The following is a 24996-nucleotide window of genomic DNA, read 5'->3' as shown; positions in this document are numbered from 1 at the left end:
GAGATGTCACCATGGATGAGGACCGGCTGCATGGCCGTCGCATCGGATCGGCCCTTTCCATGCTGCGCAATGTGGCTCTCAATTGCTTGCGCCGACTCAGACTGCCTTACATCCCAGACGCCCGGCGGGTTGTAGCAGCTCAACCCGTTCAAGGCCTAAACCTTCTCCTTCAAGAGCCGGTGTTAGAACACTGATAAGCCCTACCCCCATTCCGTTGGGCCTTGACAGAATCTCGTATATGGTATACCATATACAATAGTTGATGCTTCTTGGGTCGAACAGGAGCCCTTCCGTGAGTCTCGCCTCGCTTCTCAACCATCACAACACCGCGAACCTTCAAGTCGACCGCAATTCGCTGACAGGGCAGGCTACGGACCTGTTGCGCGAGCAGATCATCGGCGGTCGCATTCCGCCAGGGACCAAGCTGATCGAACGCGAGGTGGCCGAACTATTGGGTATCAGCCGCATGCCGGCGCGCGAAGCGCTCATGAACCTGGAGCGAGAAGGGCTGGTGGTGGCTAAAAACAGCGGCCGCTATGTCATTCAGCCCACCCAAACTGACATTGAACACCTCTACCAGGTTCGCCTCCTGCTGGAGTGTCTGGCCGTTGAACTGGCCGCCTCCCACGCAACCCCGGAGTTCTGTCGAGCATTGCAGGCCAATCTTCAGCAGATGCGCGATGCCATTGCCCGCAACGACCGTGCCGCCTACGTGCGCAGCGACCTTGAGGCGCACCAACTGATCTGGGCGCAGGCGGGGAATCCCCATCTCCAGAAAATGCTCCATTCGATTACAGGCCCCATCTTTCTGTTCATTGCCACCCACACCGAATTCCAGACCGACTGGACCGAGACACTGCAGCTTCACGAAGAATTGGCCGATGCCATCTGCGCGGGCAACCCAAAGCAAGCAGCCCAGAGCATGCGAGAACAGTTGGAGAATTCCCTCCAGCTCTCCCTGCGGGTTTTTCGGAATCCATCTTGACTTCCGACCACTCCCATCCCTGGACTATATGCTTTTGCCCGCTTCTCCGGTGAAACTGTCGACGGTGACGCCTCAACCGTAAAGGCGTGTTCAAAACCAGTCGGTGTAGGGCAGACTGGCTAGTCCGCCTCCAGGTTTGGCTCATCTTACTTTGAATAATCCGAATCATGGGCATCTGTCTGTTTCCGTGTTGATTCCACAACCAAAGGAGGATGGGTATGGCATCTTCGCAACTCAGCAGGCGTGATTTTCTCCGGCTTGGTGCGAGTGTAACGGCGGGGGCGTTGATCACGGGCTGTGCGTCTGTTGCGCCTCAACCCGCTGGCTCCGCTGGCAGGGCTCCCAGTGCCGAAATGGTGGAGCTGAGTTTCGATATGTACAACTTCGATCCGTGGCTGCGTGCCCTGAACGACATGTTTGCTGACTACATGGAGACGCATCCAGGGGTAACCGTCAAGGTCGAGAGCGCGCCCTGGGAGGAGTTCTGGCCGCGGCAGGAAGCCCGGCTGGCTGCCGGCACACCGCCCGATCTCAGCATCGGCGATCCGGGTTATTTTGGACGCTATGCCCACAAAGGCTACTACCTGGCCATGGAGCCTTGCATCGAGGGCAAAGGCGTGGATCTGGGCCAGTGGTTTGAATCGACCATCAACGATGCCCGCTACGATTCAGCCACGGGTATTGTCGGGCAGGGCACGCTTTACGGTATGCCCGCCACCTTTGTCGGCACAGTTCTCTACTACAATGAAAACCTCTTCGACGCCGCCGGTCTGGCCTACCCCGACGACACCTGGGATCGGGACGATCTGCTGCAGGCGGCCCTGGCGCTCACCCTGGATGCCAGCGGCAACCGCGCTGGCGATCCCGGTTTTGACCCGGAGGACATTGCCCAGTGGGGCATCAGCATGATCGGCAGCTATCCCATTGCTGTCACCGTCTGGAACAACGGCGGCGAGCTGATCAGCGCGGACCAGACCGAGTGCCGGTTGACAGAGCCGCAAACAGTAGAGATGTTCGAGTGGCTGGCTGCGCTGCTGCACAAACACCATGTGAACCCCACCCCAGCTCAACTGGAAGGTCTACCCAATCCGTTCCAGGTCGGCAAAGTAGCCATGACCATGGATGGCACCTGGAATCTGGACTACTTCGCCAACAACACCGAGTTCAACTGGGATATTGCGCCGGTTCCACTCGGTACTGCCGGTCTCGACCGTGTGACCTACGGCGGCACCAATACGTTGCACATCTTCAAAGCTACGGCTCACCCAGAAGCAGCCTGTGATCTCATTCTCTGGATGGCTGGTCCCGGCGGTATGGCGCACTTTATGAAAACGGGGACGCCCGCCCTGATCGAAGCCGCCCGCTCGGATGCGTACCTGTCCGGACCGCCCGAGCACCGCGAGGTGGCCGTCGAACTGGGCAACTATTCCCGTACCTACTATCCGGGCTTGAAGAGTGACCGCTGGAAAGAAATCTACAATGCCGAACTGGAGGCGCTGTGGCTCAATAAAGCCCCGGCCGCGGCGGTGTTGCAAACCATCTGCGATAAGATCACGCCGATCTTGCAGACCCCCATCGACGAGCTGTAGTTCACCCTGGGGCCTCCCCCTGTTCGACGCGGATAAGCTCCCGACACTGAACGGGGAGGAGGCTCTATCCAATCGGTTGACGTAGCGGCCAGGAGACTGTGGCATGAGCACTGTCAAATCGACCATGAAAGTAGCGGGATCGACATGGGCAGCTCAAAGTGGACCGCTGTCGGCGTGGTGGTTTCGCCTTAGCAACAACGAACACTTTGTCGGATACATCTTCATTGCCCCCCTGTTGGTCGGGCTGCTCGTCTTTACCTACGGCCCCGTGCTGGCTGCTTTCGGATTGAGTTTTACCAAAGGGGACTACATCAGCACACCGAAATGGATTGGGCTGGACAACTATCGAGCGCTCCTCCAGGACGAACTCTTCTGGAAAAGCCTGTGGAATACAGTCTACTACGTGGTGGGCGTGGTTCCCCTGGGGATCGTGCTTTCGCTCCTGCTGGCCCTGGCCATGAACCAGAAACTGCGCGGCATTGTCTTCTACCGCAGCATCTTTTTTCTGCCCACCATCACCTCCTCGGTGGCCATCTCGCTGATGTGGCTCTGGATCTACAACCCGGAGTTCGGCGTACTCAATTTTCTGTTGAGACTGGTGGGGGTCAAGGGTCCGGCATGGCTTTCGACCCCAGAGTGGGCTATGCCCGCCGTGATCATCATGGCTGTGTGGCGCGGATTGGGTTACAACATGCTGATCTTTCTGGCCGGTTTGCAGGGCATCCCAGAGGTGTACTACGAGGCTGCCGAGATCGATGGTGCCGGTGGGTGGGCGAAGTTCCGATACATTACCGTTCCCCTTCTCTCTCCCACCACCTTCATGCTCCTGATCCTGGGGTTGATCGGCGCCTTCCAGGTCTTCGAGTACACCTACGTCATGACCGGCGGCGGGCCACTCTACTCGACGCTGACCATGGTGCTCTACGTCTACACCAATGCCTTCCGTTTCTTCGAGATGGGCTACGCGTCCGCCCTGGCCTATGTGCTCTTCTTCATCCTCCTTGGCCTCACGCTCGTGCAGTTCAAATATCAGGACCGCTGGGTGCACTATGAATGACAGGGTGTGGTGCGAAGCGGGGGAAATCTCGTAAGACCGCCGTGTGCGGGACCCACCGGAGAGCTGCCAGGTCCAGCGCGTCCGGAGCTCGGTGGGAAGGAGTAAAATAGTGGTAGATGCGAAGCGGGAATGGACACTGCCCTCTGCCAGGCAGGTGGGTGGTTTTCTGGCCAAGGCCTGGGCCTATTTTCTGATGACCCTGACGGCCGTGACCATGATCTTTCCCTTCTATTGGATGGTGGCTACCTCCTTGAAGTCGGAGGCCAGGGTCTTTGCCTTTCCGCCAGAATGGATCCCCAACCCGCCCCTGTGGTCGAACTACCTGTACATGTTTACCGAGCTACCCTTCGGCCAGTACGTCTTCAACAGCGTCAAGGTGAGCCTGCTGTGGACTGTTGGGGTCGTCCTTTCGTCGTCGCTGGCGGCCTACGCCTTTGCACGGGTGAAATTCTGGGGGCGCAACGTCCTGTTCCTCGTCACCCTGGCTGCGTTGATGATCCCCGGCCAGGTGACCATGATCCCGCTCTACGTGGTCATGAGCCGTATCGGCTGGGTGAATACCCATTACCCACTCTTCGTGCCCGCCTTTTTTGGCAGTGCCTTCGGCATCTTCCTGATGCGCCAGTATTTCCTCACCATCCCCCAGGAGTTGAACGATGCCGCCAAGATCGACGGCTGCAGCCACTTCGGCATCTACCTGCGCATCATGATGCCCCTGTCCAAACCGGTGATTGCCACGCTGGCCCTGCTCAGCTTCATGGGAAGCTGGAACGACCTGCTCGGTCCGGTGATCTACCTCTACGACCAGAATCTCTTCACCCTGCCGTTGGCCCTGACCCGCTTCCGCGGCATGTACTACACCCAGTGGGCCTATATGATGGCGGGCGCGACGGTCAGCCTGCTGCCGATTCTGGCCATCTTCCTCTTGACTCAACAGTATTTTGTGCGCGGTGTGGTCCTGTCGGGGCTAAAGGGATAGTGTTCAAGTCAGGAGAACCCATGGACGAAACGCTGTTTGTATTCACCAACGACGACCCCGGCGGCCAGGAGCCAGAACGGTTTGCCGAGTTGCTCGATTTCCTGGCGGCGCAGGAAGTGCCAGCCACCTTCTTCGTCATTCCCAATGCGGGTGGCGTGCCGCTGGATCGCAAGCCGGAATGGTTGCGATTGCTCGAACGCGCGCTGGCAGAGGGCCACGACCTCCAGTTGCATGGGTATGTGCATGGCCCCTTTGAGTTTGGCGTGCCGCCCGGCTTTATGCTCGACATCATGCCGGAGCGTAAAAAACAGTGGGAACACGATCCAGAACCCATTGTCGCTGAACATCAATATGCGCTGCTGAGAGAAAAGTTGGAACGGGGCCTGGAGATCTTCCACCGTGCCCTCGGTCTTGAGCCGACGGGCTTTCGCTCCGGCTGCCTTGCCACCTGTGCCAACATGTACACAGCGCTGGCCGATCTGGGCTTTCAATGGAGCTCCAACCAGGTGGTCAACCCCATGGGCTGGCGCTACATCAATCGCGACTACGAGGCCGGTGAACCCTGGCAGCCCGGCGTGCCCCCCCACCCCTTCCGGCACCAGTCCGGCTTGCTGGAAATCCCCATGCTGTCCGAGTACACCTGGTACCTGGAGGCGCAAGACGTCGAGCGCCACTTTCAACTGGCTCAACGTGATTTTGACCGTACCCGTGCCCGGCAAGGTGTCTACGTGACGCTGTCCCATTACTACGCCATGACGGGCAAATGGTCCGCCGGGCTTCAAGTCTACGCGCGCCTGTTCGATCACGCCCGCGCCCAGGGTAACGTGCGCTTTACAACGATGAGTGAGCTTATGAATGATGAATAATGAATGATGAATGTGGTGTCCTGGGCTGGTCGAAGGGAGCCTTCATTCACCGTTAGCCGTTCCCAGTTCGTTAGAAAGGCTTCTACCCATGGCTCAACTACGCTTTGGATTGGTCGGCGCCGGCGGCAACCAGGTGGGTAGTGCACGGGGGTTGAGCCATGCCCGCCACCTTGCTACCCTGGACGCCGGTCAGATCGTTGCCGTCTGTGACAGGGTGGCCGAAGCGGCCGAGCAGGCCGCGGGTCGTCTGGGTGCCGTGGCCTACACCGACTACGACCGTTTCCTGCGCCACGGCCTCGACGTGGTGATCCTGGCGACGCCTGACGTCTTGCACGCTCAGCAAGCGGTAGAGGCGTTGCAGCGCGGCATTGCTGTCCTCTCCGAGGTGCCGGCGGCCACCACGGTGGAAGATGGTCGGCGGCTGGCCCAGGCCGTGCACCGAAGTGGCGGCTTTTACATGTTGTTGGAGAACTATGGCTACCGGGATGAGATCGAGCTGATCCGCCGCCTGGTGCAGGCAGGTAAATTGGGCGACGTCTACTTCGGCGAAGGAGAATACCTGCACGACTGCCGCGGCCTCAATCGCTTCCCCGACGGCTCTTTGACCTGGCGTGGCCAGTACTTTTCCGGCTACGTCTACATCTGGCACAGCCTGCGGCCCCTGCTCTATATCCTGGACGACCGCACCACTCGCGTCACCGCCATGATGACCATGCAGCCGGGCCGGCTGGAGGCCGACATCCGTATCCCGGACAATGTGGTAAGCCTCTTCCAGACCGCGGGGGGACGCCTGCTCAAGATCCGGGTGGACATTGTCTCCCCCCGGCCTCACCTGATGGACTACTACGCGTTACAGGGCACAAAAGGTTCCTTTGAAGGCTCGCGGGGCTTCGGCGATCCGCCCCGTATCTGGCTGGAGGAACTGGAACCGGCGGACCGGCCGGGCAGGTCCGGACCCAGCGTTTCCTGGCGTCGCCTGGCCGATTTTGAGGAGGAATACATCCCGGATCGCGTGGCCGCGCGCGAAGTTGCGAAACGAACGGGTCACGGCGGCTCCGACTACTGGACCCTGAAAGCGTTCGTCGAGGCCTACCGCGCTGGAAACCCCTCGCCGGTGGACGTCTTCCGCGCGCTGGACTGCTCCCTGCCCGGTCCGCTGGTCCTGGAGTCGGCGCGCCGGGGTGGCGCGCCGGTGGAGATCCCCGATCCCCGCACCTTTATCTGATAGACAGTATCAAGAAGGTGGCAACGGCTCCCACGACGAAAGGGAAATAAGCCATGCAAAATATCCACGCCCATGCCTGGGATTTTGAAAAACATGTCGCCGCCGCCACCCGCGCCGAGGCCGACCGCGCGCGCGGCGGCCCGATGGACCTCTCGGTCGATTTTGATCGATTCATGGCCGATGCCGAACCCTTTGAAAAGACCGTGGTCTTTGGCCTCAAGGCCCGCCTGACCGGTTACTGGGTGCCCGACGATTATGTGGCCGGGTTTGTGGGGCGAGCCCCGGAGAAGCTGGTCGGCTTCGCCTGCTGCGACCCCACCCAGAAGGGCGCCCTGGATGCGTTGAAACACGCCGTGGAGGAGCTGGGGCTGGCCGGTGTCAAGATGGCGCCCATGTACGCCGGCTTTGATCCCCGGGACGAGCGTTGCCAGCCCATCTACGCCTACTGCCAGGAGAATAGGTTGCCCATCCTCTTCCACAGTGGGACCACCTTCAACGCTGCCGCGCCCCTGAGTTTCACCCGGCCCTGGCTTTTCGACGAAGTGGCCATCCGCTATCCTGAACTGCGCATGGTGCTGGCCCACGTCGGCCACCCCTACACCGACGAGTGCCTGGTCGTGATCCGCAAGCACCCCCACGTCTACGCCGACATCTCCGCCCTCTTCTACCGGCCCTGGCAGTTCTACAATATGCTGATCTGTGCCCAGGAATATCACGTCACCCACAAATTGCTCTTTGGCACCGACTATCCCTTTGCCAAAGCCAAAGAATCCATCGACGGCCTGCGCAGTGCCAACGCCATCATCGGCCACAGCGGCTTACCCAGGGTGACCGAAGAGACCATCGAGGGCATTCTCCACCGGGATGCGTTCAGTCTGCTGGGAATCCGCGCCGGAAAGCGTTAACCAACTGACAGAAAGAAATCGGGTAAACTGCAGCGGAGTCAGCATTCCCAGTGACGTGGAGTTCCGCCCGTTCCGGCAGTCTCCGTCGTGCCGTGGGGATGCTCTGCGTCCAGGATATACAACGATTTGACCCAGAGCGCCGGGGCTTGCGCTCCCACGCAGCCCATAGGTGCATGTATCGATTGCGTGTAACCACAGATGCCGTCTGGGGAGCATCCGCGGATGCTCCCCCCTCGCTTGTCAAAGTCCGACCGGCAATGACCCTGGAGGATGGGCTGTTATGAAAATCACAGAGGTTGAAGCCATGGTGCTGGACACCGGCAAGAATTACTCGGACCCCAGCCAGGCAGCGGAAGCCCACGGCGTGCGCTTCATCTCGCTGCTCAAGATCAGCACCGACGCAGGCATCACAGGCTGGTCAGATATCGAAACACAACCCCACGTGGGCAAGAGCATCGTGGACGCGCCCTCGGGCGGCCAGATCGGGTTCGAGTCGCTGCGGGCGGCGTTGCTCGGCGAAGATCCCTTGGAGCGGGAACGGCTGTGGCAGAAGATGTATCGCTACCTGGCCTACTATGGGCGGCAGGGTGCAGGGATGCAAATGATCTCCGGCGCGGACATCGCGCTGTGGGATATTGCCGGCAAGGCACTGGGCCAGCCGATCTGCAAGCTGCTGGGTGCCTGTTACCGCGACCGGGTCAAGGCCTATGCCTCCACCCTCTTTCGGCCTACGCCGGATGCCATGAAGGCGGCCGTGGCCGAGTACCTGAAACACGGCTTTCGGGCTATCAAGTTCGGCTGGGGCGTGTTCGGCCGCGATCTGGACCTGGATATTGCCCTGGTGCGGGCAGCCCGTGAGGAGGCCGGCCCAGACATCGACCTGATGGTGGACGGCGGCTGGTACGGCATCGCCTACGCCGACCCCTTCCGGCCACGTCCCCTGCGCGACTGGATCCGGCTGGTCAAAGCGCTGGAGGAGCTGAACGTCTTTTGGCTCGAAGATTTTCTGCATCCTGACAATTACGCGGGCTACGCCGCCGTGTCCGAGCACACCACCACGTTGCGGCTGGCTGCCGGTGAGCAGCTCGCTGGATACGAAGCCTTTGAACGGCTGGCGATCGAAGGCAGGGTGGACACGTTGCAGCCGGACCTTTCTCGCTGCGGCGGCATCACCGTGGGCAAGCAGATCGCTGACCTGGTCGCACGCCGCCAGATCAACTGTGTTCCCCACGCCTGGCTCACCGATCTGCTCAAGGCGGCCTCGCTGCACCTGAACGCCTATCTGATGGATTCACTCTACCTGGAGTACAACGTCTCTTCAGCTTCCCTGCTCAACCATCTCTGTGAGGAAAGCATCCCAATGGTAGACGGCACCGTGCCAGTGCCCACCGGGCCGGGACTTGGCGTCACGGTAAATGAACGGATCGTTGAACAGTACCGGGTTTTGTAAACGTGCGGCAAGGGCAAGAGAAACAGATCCTACCCACGAAAGACAGGGGCAGAACCAACTATGCTGGCGAAGGATGAAGAAATTCGAGATTTCATCCAACAACATCTATATGTAGCGGCGTTGTGCGACATTCTGGATACGCTTGGTTATCGCAATCAGGCCATGCATCAGCGCCTGCGTCCCCTGTTGCCCGACATGCGCAACTGTGGCTTTGTGGGCCGCGCCCGCACTGTACGCTGGATGGAAACAGACTACATCGTCGAAAGCGATCCATATGGGCTGGAGATCGACCTGATGGACGATCTGCGGCCGGGGGATGTGGTGGTTCATTCCACCGATTACAGTGGCACCAACGCCCCCTGGGGCGAGCTCATGTCCACTGTGGCCAGGCGCAACGGCGCCGTGGGCTGCGTGTGTGACAGCCAGATTCGCGATGCAGTAAAAATTATCGCGATGGGATTCCCGGTCTACTATGCTGGTATTCGCCCGGTAGATTCCCAGGGCCGTGGCCGCGTGATGGCCTACGACGTGCCCATCCGCTGCGGCGAGGTGCTGGTCAATCCAGGCGAGCTCGTGGTCGCAGACTTTGATGGCATTGTGGTTATCCCGCGGGCGGTCGAAGCCCAGGTGCTCACCCTCGCCCAGGAGAGGGTTTCCAAGGAAGATCAGGCGCGCCGGGATCTGCTGGACGGCAGGAGCCTGCGCGAGGTGTACAACAAATACGGCGTTCTCTGAATGCCGTGCAGCCCAGGCATCCTCGCAGCCATTTCCGCCCTCCGTCGTTTTGGGTGGCCTCCCTCTTGCGTGTTGTTCGGATTTCTGCTGCCGAGCACGCGGAGCTTCCAGGGCTTTTTCCCCGATGTCTCTGTGAGCTCTGCGGTGAATGATGCTGGACTGGCCCCAAAAATGAAGCGCACCCAGAACCCTGCGCAACTTTTTTGCCCCTTGACAAACGCCACCGGGCAGGCGAAAATTACCTTGGCAGCGATCATCATCTGTGCTATAATCGTGACCGTTCCCGTACATGTGGCGCCTCCTTCGCCTCGAATGACCCGCTGCCTGCCCCGCGGGCACGGCCACGGTGTGATTCAGGCGTCGGGTTGGAGAGCAGCAGGAGATGGATTGGGATGATTGAGGTTACAATTGACAGCATTCGCGTCAGTTTGATGTCGCAGCACCGCATCGTGGTCCTCAAGGAGGAGAATGGCAGCCGCTTTTTGCCCATCTGGATTGGCCCCTTTGAGGCCGATGCCATTACCCTGAAGCTGCAGGGCATCGACGCGCCCCGCCCCTTGACCCACGATCTGCTCAAGTCGGTGATCGAGACCCTGGGCGGCGAAGTCACCCACATCGTCATCAACAGCCTGGAGAAGAACACCTACTTCGCACGCATCGTGCTGGATGTGGACGGCGACACCATCGAGATCGACAGCCGCCCCAGCGATGCCATCGCCCTGAGCGTGCGCGTCAACGCCCCCATCTATGTGGCCGAAGAGGTGATGGAACAGGCGGGCCTGCTCCCCGAAGAGGAGATCAGCCTCACCGAGGGAGCCGGCGCCTCCACGGCCAGGCGGGAGCGGGAAGAAGAGGACGACGAGGATGAGGACCTGGGCGTCTTCACCGACTTTGTGGAGGGCCTGGATCTGGACAGCCTGCTGGGCAACTGAATGTAGCCATCCACACACTGTTCCTGCTATAGGACGGTCATGCCATAGGACGGCGAAGTCGCAGGGCGCGACTTCGCCGTTTTTGCACTGGCGGCCCTGGCCATTTTTCTGCCAAATGGCCCGGCAAAAAACCAATGAAAATTGCCGGGCAATGGCATGTCAGTAGTAAATCCCGGCAGAAATTCGCCGATAGGTTCCACCAGAGGTCGCGCGCCCAGAGGGCACCCGGAATTTCTGCCGTGGTCTTTACGCCAGACTGGAGTAGGCGTCAGGTGGCGCCTGCCACCTGGATTCGAAATGCTTCTGCACGGACTCCCCACGGAGGATGTCGTTGGACGGTCAACTGCAAAACGGCACCACCGGCTCTTCTGAGCCCAGTACCACCAGGACCATTCCGGCCAACCTGGAGGCCGAGCGGGCCGTCCTGGGGGCCCTGCTCATCGATCCGGACGCCATCATCAAGGTCGCCAACTTCCTGCGGCCGGAGGACTTCTTCCGGGAGCGCCACGCCTGGCTCTACGAGGCCATGCTGGCCCTGAACGAACGCCACGAACCCCTGGACTTCGTAACCCTGGTGGACGAGCTGGAGCGTCGGGGGCAGCTGGAGGATGTGGGCGGCCCGGCCTACATCACCGACCTTATCAGCACCACCCCCACCGCCATCTACGTGGACCACTACGCCCGCATCGTGGAGCGCACCGCGGTCCTGCGCCGCCTCATCGCCGCGGCCGGCAAGATCGCAGAGCTGGCCTACGACGAGAGCCAGGATGTGGATGAGGTGGTGGATCGGGCCGAGCAGATCATCTTCGGCGTCAGCGAAAGCCGCATCCACCGGGACCTGACGCCCATTCGGGCCATCATGACCGGCGTGGTGGAGCGGATCGACTTCCTCACCCGCAATCGGGACACCCTCATGGGCGTCCCCACCGGCTTCACCATGCTGGACCGGCTCCTGGGCGGCTTCCAGAAGAGCGACCTGATCATCCTGGCCGGCCGGCCGGGCATGGGTAAGACCTCCTTTGCCCTCTCCATCGCCCAGAACGCGGCCAAGCGTTACGGCGCGCGGGTGGCCATCTTCAGCCTGGAGATGAGCAGTGAACAACTGGTGCAGCGGCTGCTTTCCATGGAGACGGGCATCGACAGCCACCGCCTGCGCCTGGGCGACGTCCACGAAGAGGAATGGCCCATCCTGCTGGAGGCGGCCAACATGCTGGCTTCTACCAACATCTTCATCGACGACACCCCCGCGGCCAGCGTCACCGAGATCCGCACCAAGGCCCGCCGCCTCTATGCCGAGCACGGGCTGGACCTGATCCTCATCGACTATATGCAGCTCATGACCGGCCAGGGTGGCCGCAACGAGAACCGCCAGCAGGAGATCAGCTACATCAGCCGTTCCCTCAAGGCCCTGGCCCGAGAGCTCAACGTGCCCGTCATCGCCCTGAGTCAGCTCAGCCGGGCCGTCGAAAGCCGGGCCGACAAACGACCCATGCTGTCGGATCTACGCGAAAGTGGTTCCATTGAACAGGATGCAGATGTGGTCCTCTTCATCTACCGGGAGGACTACTACATCGAGGACACCGACCGGCAGAATATCGCCGATGTCCTGGTGGCCAAACATCGCCACGGCTCCACCGGGACGGCCAGCCTCTACTTCCGTAAGGAGTTGACCCAGTTCCGGGATCTGGAGATCCAGCGCACGGACCTGGAGTATTAAAAAAGGGCGGGCACAGAGGCCCGCCCTGGTATGGTTCCCTCGCTCCCGACATCCACGCCCGGGCATTCGGGAGCCGGGTGTACGGGCAACAGCCAACAGCCCCTACAGATCGCCGGCCCGGGTGGCGATCTTTTCCTGCACCAGGGCGATGAACTCGCCCACGGGCATGTCGTTGCGGCGGCTGCCATCCCGCTTGCGCAGGGAGACCGTCTCCTGGCTCACCTCCCGGTCCCCCACCACCAGCATGTAGGGCACCTTCATGAGCTGGGCCTGGCGGATCTTGGCGTTCATCCGCTCCGAGCTGAGGTCGGCCTCGGCGCGGATGCCCCCGTCGAACAGGCGCCGGGCCAGGTTGGCCGCGTACTCGTTGTGGGCGTCGGTGATGGGGATGACCACCACCTGCTGGGGCGCCAGCCACACCGGGAAGTTGCCCGCGTAGTGCTCGATGAGGAAGCCGATCAGGCGTTCGTGGGTGCTCAGGGGCGCCCGGTGGATGCACAGGGGCGTCTCCTCCTGGCCCTCCCGGTTGACGAATTTCAGGTCAAAGCGGGGCGGCACGGCAAAGTCCACCTGGTTGGTGGCCAGGGTAAACTCCCGGCCGATGGCGCTCCAGATCTGCACGTCGATCTTGGGGCCGTAGAAGGCCGCCTCGTCGGGCACCTCCACGAAGGGGTCGTTGCCGTTGCGCATGGCGCTGCGCACCATCTCCTCCGTCTTCAGCCAGAGCCGCTCGTTGTCCACATACTTCTTGCCCAGCCCCCGGGGGTGATGGGTGCTCAGGCGCATGACGTAGCGGTCGATGCCGAAGAGCTCGAAGTAGCGCCGGTACAGGGCGATGACGCCCATGAACTCTTCTTCGAACTGCTCTTCGGCGCAGTAGATGTGGGCGTCGTTCATCTGCATGGAACGGACCCGCATCAGGCCAAAGAGCTCGCCGCTCTTCTCGTAGCGATAGCAGGTGCCATACTCGGCCAGCCGCAGGGGCAGCTCCCGGTAGCTGCGGGGGCGGCTGGCAAAGATCTTGTGGTGGAAGGGGCAGTTCATGGGCTTGACGTAGTAGCGGACGCCCTCCAGCTCCATGGGCGGGTACATGCTCTCCGCGTAGTAGGGCAGGTGGCCGCTGCGCAGGAAGAGGTCCTCCTTGGTCACATGGGGCGAGCGCACCCGCTGGTAGCCGGCCTCCCGCTCCACCTCTTTGGCCAGCTTCTCCAGCTCCTCGATGAGGATGGCGCCGTTGGGCAGCCACAGGGGCAGGCCCGGCCCCACCTCCTCGTCGAAGATGTAGATCTCCAGCTCCCGGCCCAACTTCCGGTGGTCCCGCTTGCGGGCCTCCTCCATCATCTTCAGGTAGTCGTTGAGCTCCTTCTTGTTGCGCCAGGCCGTGCCGTAGATGCGCTGGAGCATGGGGTTGTTTTCATCCCCCCGCCAGTAGGCACCGGCCACGCTCATGAGCTTGAAGGCGTCGGGCGGGATCTGGCCCGTGTGCTCCACATGGGGGCCCCGGCACAGGTCCTCGAAGGTGTCCTGCCGGTAGGTGCTGATGACCGGCTTTTCGTCCACCTCGTTGCCGTATTCATCCACCTCGCCCTTCTCCAGCCCCTCGATCAGCTCCAGCTTGTAGGGCTGATCCTTGAAGATCTCCCTGGCCTCGTCCGCGGTCACCTCCCGGTAGATGAAGGGGTGCCGCTCACTGATGATCTGGCGCATACGCTTCTCGATCTTTTCCAGATCCTCGGGTGAGAAGGTGCGCGGCCGGCCCTCCTCATCCACGCCCAGGTCGAAGTCATAGTAGAAGCCGGTGTCGATGGGCGGCCCGATGGCGATCTTGGCCTCCGGGTAGAGCTCCAGGACCGCCTGGGCCATGATGTGGGCCAGGCTGTGTCGAATCTTGTAGAGCTGCTCCTGCTCTTCCGGGCTCAGTTGGCCGTTCCCCTGATACTGGTTCATGGCAAATCCCCTTTTCTCCCTGTTCCAAACAGCTTCCCGTTTCAACCTGGCGATGTCCCTTCACCGCCCAGCCAGCCCGCTGCCCACCAGGTGAGGGTGAGCAGATACTGCATGCCCCGGGGCAACAGCGCCGGGTCGATCCACTCCTCCAGCCGGTGGGCATTGCCCCCTTCGGTCACCCCCACACAGATGGCCGGTATGCCCCGGCTGAGGGGGATGTTGGCATCGGTGCTGCTCATGCGCAGATCTACCCGCCCCCCATGGCCCGTCTGACGGAGGGCCTGGGTGGCGGCCACCACCAGGGGATGCTCTGCCGGGATCTCACCCGTGGGGCGGTCGCCGATGGTCTCCACCGCCACCTGAACCTGGCGCCGTTGCCAGCGGGGCGTCTGGTAGCGGCGGACGATCTCCAGGGCCTGCTCCACGGTGGCCTCCAGGGTGACCGTGGCCTCGCTGCGGATGTCCAGCTCCAGCGCGGCATGTTGGGCGATGGTGTTGACCGAGGTGCCGCCGGCCATGCGGCCGATGTTGAAGGTGGTGCGGGGGGCGATGGGGACCCGCATTCGGGTCAGGTCAGCCGCGATGTGGGCCAGAACATGGACCGCGCTGGCGGCGCCGAAGTCGCTCCAGCTGTGGCCGCCCGGGGCCGTCACCCGGATGCGGAAGCGCCGGGAGCCCAGGGCCCGGTGGACGATGCGGCCCAGGCCCATCCCCTCCAGCACCAGGCAGGCGCCCAGGCGATCCTGTAGTCGGTCCACCACGGCTCGCATACCCCGCAGGTCGCCCAGGCCCTCTTCGCTGCTGTTGGCCGCCAGCCAGATGTCCACTGGCGGTGGTGGCAGGGCGGCCAGCTCCTGGGCCAGGGCCAGCAGGGCCGCCACGCCAGCCGAATTGTCCCCGATGCCGGGGCCGTAGAGCCGTCCGGCCTGGAGATCGGGGTGGACCGTCAGGTCCGTGTCCATGGCGAAGACGGTGTCGGTGTGGGCGCTCACCAAGAGCGCGGGCCGGGCAGCGCGCCCTGGCACCCGGGCCAGTACGTTGTGGAGCTCGTCCCGGCTCACGTCGGCCAGTCCCAGGGCGCGTAGCCGGGCCTCGATCCAGATGGCCCGCCCCTCTTCCTGCCCGGTGGGTGCGGGGATCTGCTGGATCTGGATGCAGAGTTGGGTGAGGGCATCCAGGCGGCGGGCCAGGGCTTCCACCGCTGCCCGGACAGCCGGCTCTTTGAGCATATGGTGCATGGTGTATGTATCCCTCCGCCCCCCACGATGTCCGGTGGGAATGGGTGTCCGCGCCACGGTTCTGGAACATAAAAAAAGCTCCATCCCCCATGGGACGAAGCTTTCCTTCGCGGTTCCACCCATGTTGCCTGCAACGGGTGCAGACCCCTCGTGGGGCGGGTAACGGCGCCACCCGGAACGACCTACTGGAGCCTGGCTCGTTGGGCCATCCACTCGCAGGGGGTTTTCCGAAGGCACATCTGCGGCGACTTGCAGCCGGTGATCGCCGCTCTCTGGGAGATGTGGGTCTTCGTACTCGTCCTGCTCAACGCGTTGACGATGATAGAATTGAAATGGATGGTACCGGTCTCGATGTCACCCGGTGCCATGAACAAGAAGTTCGACTTCCGCCAGAAGTCGAACTTCCCTGGGTTTGACCTTGCTGTCAGGTGGGAGATACTGGACTTGAACCAGTGACCTCCACGATGTCAACGTGGCGCTCTAGCCAGCTGAGCTAATCCCCCACAACCGAAGTCAAGTATAGCACAGAGCCCGCCCCAGGGCAAATTTCCCAGATTGGGGACGAATTTCAGTCGGGGCGGCTCCCAGCCGCCCGATGTCGCCAGATCCTGGCGGATGAAGGGGGGGCGACGGATGCGCAGCTACGAGCTGCGCCTACGAAGGGGTGGCCATGTCCTGTAGGGACGGCCCCTGCCGTAGGTGCGGTTTCTAACCGCCCGATGTCGCCAGATCCTGGCGGATGAAGGGGGGGCGACGGCTGCGCAGCTACGAGCTGCGCCTACAAAGGGGTGGCCATGTCCTGTAGGGGCGGTTTCTAACCGCCCGATGGCGCCAGATCCTGACGGGTGAAGGGGGGCGACGGATGCGCAGCTACGAGCTGCGCCTACGAAGGGGTGGCCATGTCCTGTAGGGGCGGCCCCTGCCGTAGGTGCGGTTTCTAACCGCACGATGGCGCCAGATCCTGGCGGATGAAGGGGGGCGGCGGCTGCGCAGCTACGAGCTGCGCCTACGAAGGGGTGGCCATGTCCTGTAGGGGCGGTTCCTGCCGTAGGTGCGGTTTCTAACCGCACGATGGCGCCAGATCCTGGCGGGTGAAGGGAAGGCGGCGGCTGCGCAGCTACGAGCTGCGCCTACGAAGGGGTGGCCATGCCCTGTAGGGGCGGGCCCCCGTGCCCGCCCGATGTCGCCAGGCCCCCACGGATGCCGGTATCCCGTCGATCCGGCCACGTCCGGCGGGCCGGAGACCCGCCCTACGTACCCGTGGTGCCCCTCAGTTGGGGAAAATGTAGCCTGTGGGCCCCCCACTCATCCCGTTGACTTCATCCTGGGTGGCGATCATGTGCTCCAGCAGGAGCAACTCGCAGGAGAGCAGGTAGCGCTCCCGGTCCAGGATCTCCGGCACACCAGGCAATTCCAACAACTGCTGCTTGGCGTCGTTGTTCACCTGCAGCGCGATGGCCACCAGGAAAGCCAGGGTGGTGGGATCCTCGGGCAGACGGCCAAATTTGAGATTGGTGCGGCTGGCTTTGCTCAACAGCTCCACGTAGTCCACGATTTTGGGACGAACCCGCTGGGCCATTTCGTGAGCCAGCCGGGTGCTGCCGTTGATGACCGGGTAGTGGGCCACCCGGGCCTGGAGATAGCTGCGGCTGTGATCCAGCTCCAGAATGCGAAAACGCTGGGTACCCACGGTGGTGATGTTCATGCGGCCCTCGGGCTGGCGGTCCACCCGCAGGATACGGGCCGCCGTGCCGATCTTGTGGGGGATGGCCGGCCCGCCCACCTCGTGGCCGTGGGCAATGAGCACCACGCCGAAGGGCAGCTCCGCCTCCAGACAATGTTGGATCATCTCCTGGTATCGGGGCTCGAAGATGTGGAGCGGAAGCACCATTCCAGGAAACAGCACGGTGTTCAACGGAAAGAGGGGCAGTTCCATGGTCTTATCCCACGTCTGACCGTTGAGGAAATTCCAGCGTCGATCGACCGAATGTCTTTTTTCCATACAATACACCCATCACCACAAAACCTTCTTCTCATGCTGCCGTCCGCTCATCCCAGGGTTGCACCGGCTTTCCGACCGCCCGCGGGGTCGTCCAGGCGGCACCCCGTGGGAGTTATGCTTCCTCCTCCTCGGGCAGGGCATCCTCCTGGGCTGCATTTTTCATGAACTCCCGCAGGACCGTGGTGGCAAAGGCCCCCTTGGGCAGGGCGAACTCCACCACCAGCCCATCCTCCTGGAGCGAAAGTTGGAGGTCCGGGACCAGGAGCCGTCCCAGTCGGCGGGTGCCTTCCACCCGCGCCCGTTGCAGATGTTCCAGGGTGATCTCCGCTTCGTCCAGGATCTCCTGTTCCAGCGCGCCGGCCTCATCGGTGGCCTGCCACATTTTGGGGCCATAGATGGGCGCCGTGAAGCTGATCTCCTGGGCTTCGTAGCGGGCCTGCTCCGCAGCCACATCTTCCACCTGGAACATGCCGCCCGTATCATACTTCTTGGCCACGTCGCCCGTCAGGAGGCGGTGAAAGGCACCCCGTTCCAGTCGGCGGGCCAGGTAGCGGTTACAGAGATAGCTCTGATAGCTGGAGATTAGAAACCGCCGCAGCCAGCGGTCCTGTTTGGTCCGTTTCCCCAGCAGGATCTCCAGCCCCTGGCGCACGTTGGCCCCGCCCGGCCCAAAGCGCTGGGGGCCAAAGTAGTTGGGCACTCCGTGCTGCCGTAGCCGTTCCGCGATGGCCTCTGCCCGGCGCTGCACCTCGTCCACAGGCAAATCCAGCGCCGTCACCGTGATGCGAAAGCGGTTGCCCAGCAGGTGTCCCGGCTTCAGCTTGTTGCGGTGCAGTCGACACCAGTGCACCTCCACGGGCAACTGCTCCTGGATGCGGGCCGGCGCGTCGGCCACGAAACGGTCATCCACAAAGCCCACGTTGATGCTGAAGGTCTGGGTCGTCCGGGCCACTTTGTCCTTCATGCCGGCGAACCCCACTGCACCCCGCCCCACCCCGAAGATCTGGGCCAGGCGGGCCTGGACCTCTTTGGTGGTCAGCCCTACCTTGGTCAGGCGGACGTACAGGTGCTGGCCTTCGCCCTGGGGCAGATACAGGGGCAGTTCCTCTACCACGAAGTGATCCGGCGTGGCCCGGAGTGCCCCCCCAATGCCGGGCAGGTCGCCGGTGACATAGGGCAACGTCAATTCAAAGTTCGATTCTAGCATGATATGCTCGTCTGTGTAGGAAGGTCGGTTCCAAAGGGCTGGCTGGCCAATCTGACGTTCAAACGAACCCGGCTCATTCGGTTCGTTCCAGGGGGGCGGGCTCTGGGAAGGCGACCACGCTGTAGCAGAACCAGGTTCCGCTCTGGCCGGCCGGGTGGAAGCCCGCGTCCTGGAGCCAGCGACGGGTCACGGGGGGCGGCACGTAGGCCGGGTCGGGCAACTCTTCGCTGACGGCCAGGCGTCCGCCGGGCTTGAGGACCCGGCGCAGCTCCGCCAGGGCCCGGGCCTTGTCCGGAATCTGGGGCAGGGTGGCGATGAGCACGGCCAGGTCGATGCTGGCGTCCGGCAGGGGGAGCCGGTAGGCGCCGCTGTGGTGGAAGCGAACCCGTTCGGCCAGGCCCGCCTGGGTCAGGCGATGTTGGGCCCGTTCCAGCAGGGGCCGCTGGATCTCCACGGCGTGAACCATGCCCTCGCTGCCCACCATCCGCGCCATCTCCACGGTGAAAGTCCCGGTGCCACAGCCCAGGTCCAGGACGTGCATGCCGGCCAGGATGCCGAAGAGCCCCAGGGTCGCCCCGGGGTTGCGATACTTCATGCGCCATGGATGGTCCAGGGTGGCGGCCATCTGGTGGGGCATGGGGTGGGGCTGGAGGTGAAAGCCGAGCCGCAGGCCCACCTGGCTGCCCAGGGCCAGGCCGCTGCCCAGTGCGACGGTGTTCTTCAGGAAGTCGATCATGGATTCCTCAGCTACTCCTCAACGGATGCATTCCTGGAAGGTCTTCTTGCCGGTGCCACAGGTGGCCGATGAGCCGGTCATCGAGTTTAGATGGGCTCCGCCTGACGGGGCGGAAAGCGGATCTGGAGGACGCCATCGACAAAGGAAGCGCCACTGGCGTCTCGCTGGGCCAGCACTGCAGGCAACAGTAGCTCCCGTTTGAAGTTGCCGATGGTGACGTAAAGCTCATCCCCCCGCTTGGTAAGGCGAACCTTGTCCAACTCTACATGGGGGAGGGGCAATTTCAAAATCAGCTCCTCTCCCTCTTCCACGATTTCCTGGGTCTGCCCCACGAACAGCACCTGGCCTGGGTCCCGCTCGCCGAACAGGGCCTGACCCAGGATCTCCAGACGCGCCAGCCCCACCATCTCCACGTCGAACCAGGGCGCCTCCAGGATGGGCAGGGGGTAGAATTCCCGCCGGATGTCGGCCAGGTAGCGGGCCTGGATCTCCTGGAGGCGTCGCAGGTAGGGGTCGGCGCTGGGCGCCCATACCTGACCCTGCTGGTCCTCGCCCTCGTCCACCCCCGGCAGGATGCGGTTGACCACCACCGCGTCCACGGGGTAGCCGAAGAGGGCCAGGTAGGTAACCGCCCGGGCCCCTTCCTTGAGCACCATCTTTTCCGGATTGAGTACCACCCGATAGCTGGCCACCTGGGGGTCGGTGAGCACCTGCTGCAGCGCCTTCACCCCGGCTACCAGGTTGTTCAGGCCGGCCAGGGGATCCAACCCCGGCATCACCCGCCGCAGGAGGCCGCCGACCATGCGCAGGGTGGCCTCGTTCCAGCCGGCCATGCGGCCCACGTACCACTGGAAGCTCTCCGGCATGGTCAGGAGGCGCATGGTCTCTCCGGTGGGGGCCGCGTCCACCACCACCCGGTCGAAGTGGCCCTCCAGGGCCTGCCGATGGATGTGGAGCAGGCTCACGATTTCTTCCATGCCGGGGATGATGGCCATCTCTTCGGCGATGGCCTTGCTCATGCCCTGGCGGCGCAGCAGGTTGCCCACGTACTCCTGCATCTGGCCCCAATGCTGGCGCACTTCTTCCAGCACGTTGATCTCCTGGGCGTAGAGGCGGGGCGCCACCTCTCGAGGTTCAGCGTGGAGGGGGAGGCCCAGGCTGTCCGCCAGGCTATGGGCAATGTCTGTGCTGACCACCAGGGTCCGGTACCCCAATTGGGCGCTGCGCAGGGCCGACGCGGCCGCGACCGTGGTCTTCCCCACGCCGCCCTTGCCCAGATAGAGAATGATCCTCACAACTGCCCCCTCTTCAATCACCAATCTTCAATCTTCAATCTTTTTTACCGGCTGTTCTGCCAGGCCCGCACCCCTTTCACCAGCAGCCCCAGCCCCACCAGGGCACCGGCAGCTGCCAGGGGGGCCGCGGCCCGGCTCAGGCCGAACCAGCCCCGGATCTGCCACCAGTAGAGGGGCACCTGGAGCCAGTAGGCCCACGACCAGGGCCAGCGGTAGCCGATCTGGAGGGCGTATTTGCCCATGTGATTGTGGGGACTCCAGACGATGATGTAACAGCGGCCACCCACCAGGGTGCGGGTGTCGATGACCGGCCCCGGGTAGTAGGCGGCCCGGGTCAACAGGTCGCGGATGGGCATGACCAGTTCACCCGGCGGCGGTGCCACCACCGCGCTGTACCCCGCCGGCAGATCCAGGGGCAGCTGGTGGATGTCCGCGCTGTAGGGAAGGCTTTGGGCCACCAGCGCAAAGGCCGGGACCACCGAGCCGCCCGACGGCAACATGGGCACCAGGAGCTGCACCCGCAGGCGCTCGCCGGCCCGGCATTCCGCGCTGTACACGTGGATGCGACCGGGACGGTCCAGGTGCCCAAAGAGCAACCGCTTGCGACGAAAGCCCGGCAACTCCAGGCTCTGGGCCAGGCTCGAACCGACAGCCCGGGGGAAAAGGGGGAGGCTACCGGCCAGGTCCCGGCTCCAGAGCCAGGGCTGGGATGGAAGGCGATGGTGAGATCTACTCATATCGTTTTCTTCGTTGTGTCCTTATCCTGAGCATCCATGATTGACCGTCTGGTGCGGTCAGTCTAACATTGCCGTACCGGGACGTCAACGTGCCCGGGGTGGGGGGTGTGTCGATGGATGCCCCGGCCATTCGGCGGTGGTGCTGGGGCGAACGGCCGTTTCGCCCCCGGCCTGGGAGCAGGATCAGTACCCTGTCGCCCGGCGGTTTTGACCGGTGTTTCGCTTTGTTTTACGATACAGCATCATGACAGACACCCATGCCAGCTCGCCTACATTCTCGCTCGTCGTGCCCATCTGGAACGAGGAGCCGGTCATACCGGAACTGTATCGCCGGGTGGTGGCCATCATGGACAGCACCGGGGAGCCGTGGGAGCTCATCTGCGTCAACGATGGCAGCACCGACCGCTCGGCCCAGTTGCTGCTGGAGCTTCATCGGCAGGACCCCCGGGTGAAGATCATCGAGTTCAGCCGCAACTTTGGCCACCAGATCGCCATCACCGCGGGGACGGACTTCGCCGACGGCGCGGCGGTGATCGTGATGGACGCCGACCTGCAGGATCCGCCGGAGGTGATCCTGGAGATGATCCAGAAGTGGCGGGAGGGATATGAGGTGGTCTATGCGGTGCGCAAGATGCGCCGGGGGGAGACCTGGTTCAAGCTGTGGACGGCCAGCCTCTTCTACCGCCTGCTCCAGCGCATCACCGACGTGGACATTCCCCTGGATGCCGGGGACTTCCGGCTGATGGATCGCTCGGTGGTGCTGGCCATGCGCCGCCTGCGGGAGCGCCACCGCTTCATGCGGGGGCTGAGCAGTTGGGTCGGCTTCAAGCAGACGGGCGTCTACTACGAGCGGGCGGCCCGCTACGCCGGCGAAACCAAATACCCCTTGCGTAAGATGTTGCGGCTGGCCATGGTGGCCATCACCAGCTTCAGCTACCTGCCCCTGCAGATGGCCACCTACTTTGGCTTTGGGCTGGCCTTCCTCAGCCTGCTGGGCATCGTGGCCACGGTGATCCTGCGCCTCTCGGGCAACAACTTCTTCCTGGGGCAGGCCACCACCCTGGTCAGCGTCCTCTTCCTGGGGGGCGTCCAGCTCATCTTCCTGGGGATCATCGGGGAATACCTGGGCCGCATCTACGATGAAGTCAAGGGCAGGCCCCTCTACCTGGTCTCCCGCGCCTATGGCTTTGTAGGCGACGCCGCGCGGGCATCCCACATGCCGCCGGAAGCCCGGGTAGAATGAGCCTGATGGGGAGAAAGATTGGAAACTCCATGGACGAAAAGATAACCTGGTGGGAGCGCTTCGAACACGGGAGCCTCTACGTGGCCCTGCTGGCCGCCTGGATCGCCATGGCCGGCAGCCTCTATTTCAGCGAGGTGGCCGGCTATATTCCCTGCAAACTTTGCTGGTATCAGCGCATCCTCATGTATCCCCTGGCTGGGGTGCTGGCCGTGGGCCTGTTGCGCCGGGATCGCCACCTGCCTGTGCTGGTGTTGCCCTTCTCCCTCCTGGGGCAGGGTGTCTCTACCTACCACTACCTGCTCCAGAAGACAACCCTTTTCAGTGAGGCGGCCACCTGCGAAATTGGCGTGCCCTGTACCACCATGTGGATCAACTGGTTCGGCTTTGTGACCATCCCCTTCCTGGCCCTGGTCGCCTTCACCATCATCACCGCCTGTTGCCTGATCGCCCTCAACGCCGGCCTGCCCGACGAAGAGATGACAACGGCCACACCCTGGGTGCCGGTGGTGGCCATCCCCGTGGCGGTGGTGCTGGCCTTTGTCCTGCTGGCCCGGGTGAATGCCCAAGGGCATGAGGAAGCCCTGGCCGCACCGGCTGCGATCGCGGCGCCGGCAGCATTCCCCACCCTCATCCCCACCCGGGCGGATGGGCCGGTGGAGCCGGCCCGGGCCGACATCGCGGTGGTGACCCAGGGCGAAGGACTCTACCGGGAGGCCTGTGCCGCCTGTCACGGCCAGGACGCCCGGGGCGTGGCCAACCTGGGCCCTTCCCTGGTGGACTCTGCTGTGATCCTGGAGGGGGAAGCCCAGGCCGCGGTGGCATTCATCCGCAAGGGCGTGGCCCTGGACGACCCGGCCAACACCACCGGGCTGGTGATGCCCCCCAGTGGTGGTCGCCCAGACCTGAGCGACCAGCAGCTCCTGGCCATCGTCGAGTATTTGCGGGCCAGGGCCGTGGTGCCCTGACCGGCCTCACCCCGGCTGCACCTTGGAAGAATCCACTCCGCTGGCGGTGGCCCGGCGGTGGGCCGCCACCACGGCCGGATTGAGGCGATGGCCCAGCCCGGGCTCCTCCGAGAGGATCAGGTAGCCGTCTTCGATGCGTTCGGCCGGCTCCAGCAGTTGGGCTCGCCAGTCCACCTCTCCCCACGCGTATTCCAGAATGTAAAAGTTGCTCAGCGTACTGGCCACCTGGGCCGTGGCCGCCGCAGCCACCGGCCCCGAGGGGTTGTGGGGCGCAATGAGGAGCTGGTGCATCCGGGCCGCACCCGCGATCCGTTTCGTCTCCAACAGCCCGCCGTCATGCTTCACGTCGGGCATGAGCACATCCACCACCCGCCGGGTCAGGAAGGGCTGAAACCCTTCCATGCCGAAGACGCTCTCCGCGGAGGCGGTGGGCATGGGCACTGCCTGGGTGATGCGGGCCAGGTCGTCCACCAGGTGATGGGGGACCGGCTCCTCGTACCAGAAGAGCTGGCAGTCGGCCAGGGCGTCGGCCACCAGCAGGGCCTCCGAGGCGTCCATGCGGCCATGGCAGTCCACAGCCAGCTCGATCTCCTCGCCGATGGCCTGGCGCACTGCCCGCACCCGCTCCACCCCGGCCCGCCACGCCGCCCGGGGTCCCCGACGGATGTGGTCCGGTTCCCGCAGTTCGTCAAAGGGGGCCAGCTTGATGGCGGTGAAGCCTTCCGCCACCGCCTGGCGTGCGGCCCGGGCGAACCCCTCGGGCGTGCGCTCCTGGACGTGGCGGTTAATGTTGGCGTAGAGGCGCAGCCGTTTGCGCAGCGCGCCGCCGAAGAGCACGTGGATGGGTACCCCCAGCCGCTGGCCCAGGATGTCCCAGAGGGCCTGCTCCACGCCGCTGACCGCGGTGTGGGCAATGCGTCCGCCGTTCAGCCGGGCCATGCGCTGCCAGAGGGCCTCGATCTGGGTCGGATCCTGGCCCACCAGGTGGGGCTTGAACTGCTCCAGCACCGCGACCAGCAGGGCATCGTTGCCGCTGTGGCTGGCCTCGCCCAGGCCGGTGATGCCCTCGTCGGTGTGGACCAGCACGAAGACCCAGTCCCCCCGGTGGTTGACGTGAACGATCTCGGTGGTGATGTCGGTGATCTGCATGGGTTCCTCCTGTTGGATGGCGGGGTGCGCTGGGCGC

Annotated in this window: 21 protein-coding genes, 1 tRNA gene and 1 other annotated feature; of the genes, 13 read left to right on the top strand and 9 right to left on the bottom strand. The window is 63.4% G+C overall.

Going from position 1 to position 24996, the window contains the following annotated elements; genetic code table 11:
- The first annotated feature begins 292 nt into the window (after nucleotides 1-292).
- The 11 genes from FKZ61_RS02545 (at nucleotide 293) to dnaB (ending at nucleotide 12440) form a co-directional block, all read left to right on the top strand.
- A complete protein-coding gene (locus FKZ61_RS02545; RefSeq protein ID WP_170199132.1) occupies nucleotides 293-985 on the top strand; it encodes a GntR family transcriptional regulator in 693 nt (230 codons plus the stop codon).
- Nucleotides 986-1203: 218 nt separating this feature from the next.
- Entirely contained in the window at nucleotides 1204-2574 is a 1371-nt protein-coding gene (locus FKZ61_RS02540) for a substrate-binding domain-containing protein (protein WP_170199130.1), read from the top strand.
- 103 nt (nucleotides 2575-2677) lie between these two features.
- The gene (locus tag FKZ61_RS02535; protein ID WP_229964108.1) at nucleotides 2678-3631 is read left to right on the top strand and encodes a carbohydrate ABC transporter permease; all 954 of its coding nucleotides are present in this window, start codon (nucleotides 2678-2680) and stop codon (nucleotides 3629-3631) included.
- Between the two features lie 109 nt (nucleotides 3632-3740).
- Nucleotides 3741-4610, top strand: a complete 870-nt coding sequence (locus FKZ61_RS02530; protein WP_229964107.1) for a carbohydrate ABC transporter permease — start codon at nucleotides 3741-3743, stop codon at nucleotides 4608-4610.
- 20 nt (nucleotides 4611-4630) lie between these two features.
- Complete coding sequence (locus FKZ61_RS02525) at nucleotides 4631-5476, top strand: DUF2334 domain-containing protein (protein ID WP_141608487.1); 846 nt, start codon at nucleotides 4631-4633, stop codon at nucleotides 5474-5476.
- Nucleotides 5477-5564: 88 nt separating this feature from the next.
- On the top strand, nucleotides 5565-6701 hold the full coding sequence (locus tag FKZ61_RS02520; RefSeq protein WP_170199120.1) for a Gfo/Idh/MocA family protein: 1137 nt from the start codon (nucleotides 5565-5567) through the stop codon (nucleotides 6699-6701).
- 53 nt (nucleotides 6702-6754) lie between these two features.
- Nucleotides 6755-7606 carry an amidohydrolase family protein gene (locus tag FKZ61_RS02515; RefSeq protein ID WP_141608485.1) on the top strand — a complete coding sequence of 284 codons (852 nt, stop codon included), beginning with the start codon at nucleotides 6755-6757 and terminating at the stop codon, nucleotides 7604-7606.
- Nucleotides 7607-7910: 304 nt separating this feature from the next.
- A complete protein-coding gene (locus FKZ61_RS02510; protein ID WP_170199118.1) occupies nucleotides 7911-9056 on the top strand; it encodes a mandelate racemase/muconate lactonizing enzyme family protein in 1146 nt (381 codons plus the stop codon).
- Between the two features lie 60 nt (nucleotides 9057-9116).
- Nucleotides 9117-9791 (top strand): RraA family protein, encoded by a 675-nt coding sequence (locus tag FKZ61_RS02505; protein WP_141608483.1) that lies wholly within the window; start codon nucleotides 9117-9119, stop codon nucleotides 9789-9791.
- Between the two features lie 392 nt (nucleotides 9792-10183).
- Nucleotides 10184-10723: a bifunctional nuclease family protein gene (locus tag FKZ61_RS02500; RefSeq protein ID WP_141608482.1), complete on the top strand. Its 540-nt coding sequence runs from the start codon at nucleotides 10184-10186 to the stop codon at nucleotides 10721-10723.
- A gap of 331 nt (nucleotides 10724-11054) precedes the next feature.
- On the top strand, nucleotides 11055-12440 hold the full coding sequence (gene dnaB, locus FKZ61_RS02495) for a replicative DNA helicase (RefSeq protein ID WP_229964106.1): 1386 nt from the start codon (nucleotides 11055-11057) through the stop codon (nucleotides 12438-12440).
- Nucleotides 12441-12542: 102 nt separating this feature from the next.
- On the opposite strand, the gene thrS is transcribed toward dnaB, so the two are convergent.
- The 8 genes from thrS to FKZ61_RS02455 all read right to left on the bottom strand — a co-directional run bounded on the left by thrS (nucleotide 12543) and on the right by FKZ61_RS02455 (nucleotide 21602).
- Nucleotides 12543-14387: a threonine--tRNA ligase gene (gene thrS, locus FKZ61_RS02490; RefSeq protein WP_141608480.1), complete on the bottom strand. Its 1845-nt coding sequence runs from the start codon at nucleotides 14385-14387 to the stop codon at nucleotides 12543-12545.
- 41 nt (nucleotides 14388-14428) lie between these two features.
- Nucleotides 14429-15625, bottom strand: coding sequence for a M20/M25/M40 family metallo-hydrolase (locus tag FKZ61_RS02485; RefSeq protein WP_141608479.1), 1197 nt, complete (start codon nucleotides 15623-15625; stop codon nucleotides 14429-14431).
- A gap of 87 nt (nucleotides 15626-15712) precedes the next feature.
- Nucleotides 15713-15942, bottom strand: a binding site (T-box leader).
- A gap of 112 nt (nucleotides 15943-16054) precedes the next feature.
- Nucleotides 16055-16128: transfer RNA gene (locus FKZ61_RS02480), tRNA-Val, on the bottom strand.
- A 767-nt stretch (nucleotides 16129-16895) separates the two neighbouring features.
- A complete protein-coding gene (locus FKZ61_RS02475) occupies nucleotides 16896-17627 on the bottom strand; it encodes an LON peptidase substrate-binding domain-containing protein (protein WP_141608478.1) in 732 nt (243 codons plus the stop codon).
- A 112-nt stretch (nucleotides 17628-17739) separates the two neighbouring features.
- Nucleotides 17740-18834, bottom strand: coding sequence for a tRNA pseudouridine(13) synthase TruD (gene truD, locus FKZ61_RS02470; RefSeq protein WP_141608477.1), 1095 nt, complete (start codon nucleotides 18832-18834; stop codon nucleotides 17740-17742).
- 73 nt (nucleotides 18835-18907) lie between these two features.
- On the bottom strand, nucleotides 18908-19570 hold the full coding sequence (locus tag FKZ61_RS02465) for a class I SAM-dependent methyltransferase (protein ID WP_141608476.1): 663 nt from the start codon (nucleotides 19568-19570) through the stop codon (nucleotides 18908-18910).
- Nucleotides 19571-19656: 86 nt separating this feature from the next.
- Nucleotides 19657-20865 (bottom strand): ArsA family ATPase, encoded by a 1209-nt coding sequence (locus FKZ61_RS02460; protein ID WP_141608475.1) that lies wholly within the window; start codon nucleotides 20863-20865, stop codon nucleotides 19657-19659.
- A 44-nt stretch (nucleotides 20866-20909) separates the two neighbouring features.
- Nucleotides 20910-21602 (bottom strand): hypothetical protein, encoded by a 693-nt coding sequence (locus FKZ61_RS02455; RefSeq protein ID WP_141608474.1) that lies wholly within the window; start codon nucleotides 21600-21602, stop codon nucleotides 20910-20912.
- Nucleotides 21603-21846: 244 nt separating this feature from the next.
- Between FKZ61_RS02455 and FKZ61_RS02450 the strand changes: the two genes are divergently transcribed.
- Nucleotides 21847-22845: a glycosyltransferase family 2 protein gene (locus FKZ61_RS02450; RefSeq protein WP_141608473.1), complete on the top strand. Its 999-nt coding sequence runs from the start codon at nucleotides 21847-21849 to the stop codon at nucleotides 22843-22845.
- 29 nt (nucleotides 22846-22874) lie between these two features.
- Nucleotides 22875-23810 (top strand): disulfide oxidoreductase, encoded by a 936-nt coding sequence (locus FKZ61_RS23820; RefSeq protein WP_141608472.1) that lies wholly within the window; start codon nucleotides 22875-22877, stop codon nucleotides 23808-23810.
- A gap of 6 nt (nucleotides 23811-23816) precedes the next feature.
- Here the strand turns inward: FKZ61_RS23820 and FKZ61_RS02435 are convergent, their stop codons facing one another.
- Nucleotides 23817-24959, bottom strand: coding sequence for a mandelate racemase/muconate lactonizing enzyme family protein (locus tag FKZ61_RS02435; RefSeq protein WP_141608471.1), 1143 nt, complete (start codon nucleotides 24957-24959; stop codon nucleotides 23817-23819).
- Nucleotides 24960-24996 lie beyond the last annotated feature (37 nt).

This window comes from Litorilinea aerophila (assembly GCF_006569185.2).
In the GTDB taxonomy this organism is placed as follows: domain Bacteria; phylum Chloroflexota; class Anaerolineae; order Caldilineales; family Caldilineaceae; genus Litorilinea; species Litorilinea aerophila.
Note: the sequence above shows the minus strand (reverse complement) of the source record. Positions and strands in the feature narration are given on the sequence as shown.

Coding starts and splice junctions, on each gene's coding strand:
- FKZ61_RS02540 (WP_170199130.1), top strand. CDS start 1,204: ATGGCATCTTCGCAACTCAGCAGGCGTGATTTTCTCCGGCTTGGTGCG.
- FKZ61_RS02535 (WP_229964108.1), top strand. CDS start 2,678: ATGAGCACTGTCAAATCGACCATGAAAGTAGCGGGATCGACATGGGCA.
- FKZ61_RS02525 (WP_141608487.1), top strand. CDS start 4,631: ATGGACGAAACGCTGTTTGTATTCACCAACGACGACCCCGGCGGCCAG.
- FKZ61_RS02520 (WP_170199120.1), top strand. CDS start 5,565: ATGGCTCAACTACGCTTTGGATTGGTCGGCGCCGGCGGCAACCAGGTG.
- FKZ61_RS02515 (WP_141608485.1), top strand. CDS start 6,755: ATGCAAAATATCCACGCCCATGCCTGGGATTTTGAAAAACATGTCGCC.
- FKZ61_RS02510 (WP_170199118.1), top strand. CDS start 7,911: ATGGTGCTGGACACCGGCAAGAATTACTCGGACCCCAGCCAGGCAGCG.
- FKZ61_RS02505 (WP_141608483.1), top strand. CDS start 9,117: ATGCTGGCGAAGGATGAAGAAATTCGAGATTTCATCCAACAACATCTA.
- FKZ61_RS02500 (WP_141608482.1), top strand. CDS start 10,184: ATGATTGAGGTTACAATTGACAGCATTCGCGTCAGTTTGATGTCGCAG.
- thrS (WP_141608480.1), bottom strand. CDS start 14,387: ATGAACCAGTATCAGGGGAACGGCCAACTGAGCCCGGAAGAGCAGGAG.
- FKZ61_RS02485 (WP_141608479.1), bottom strand. CDS start 15,625: ATGCACCATATGCTCAAAGAGCCGGCTGTCCGGGCAGCGGTGGAAGCC.
- FKZ61_RS02475 (WP_141608478.1), bottom strand. CDS start 17,627: ATGGAAAAAAGACATTCGGTCGATCGACGCTGGAATTTCCTCAACGGT.
- truD (WP_141608477.1), bottom strand. CDS start 18,834: ATGCTAGAATCGAACTTTGAATTGACGTTGCCCTATGTCACCGGCGAC.
- FKZ61_RS02465 (WP_141608476.1), bottom strand. CDS start 19,570: ATGATCGACTTCCTGAAGAACACCGTCGCACTGGGCAGCGGCCTGGCC.
- FKZ61_RS02455 (WP_141608474.1), bottom strand. CDS start 21,602: ATGAGTAGATCTCACCATCGCCTTCCATCCCAGCCCTGGCTCTGGAGC.
- FKZ61_RS02450 (WP_141608473.1), top strand. CDS start 21,847: ATGACAGACACCCATGCCAGCTCGCCTACATTCTCGCTCGTCGTGCCC.
- FKZ61_RS23820 (WP_141608472.1), top strand. CDS start 22,875: ATGGACGAAAAGATAACCTGGTGGGAGCGCTTCGAACACGGGAGCCTC.
- FKZ61_RS02435 (WP_141608471.1), bottom strand. CDS start 24,959: ATGCAGATCACCGACATCACCACCGAGATCGTTCACGTCAACCACCGG.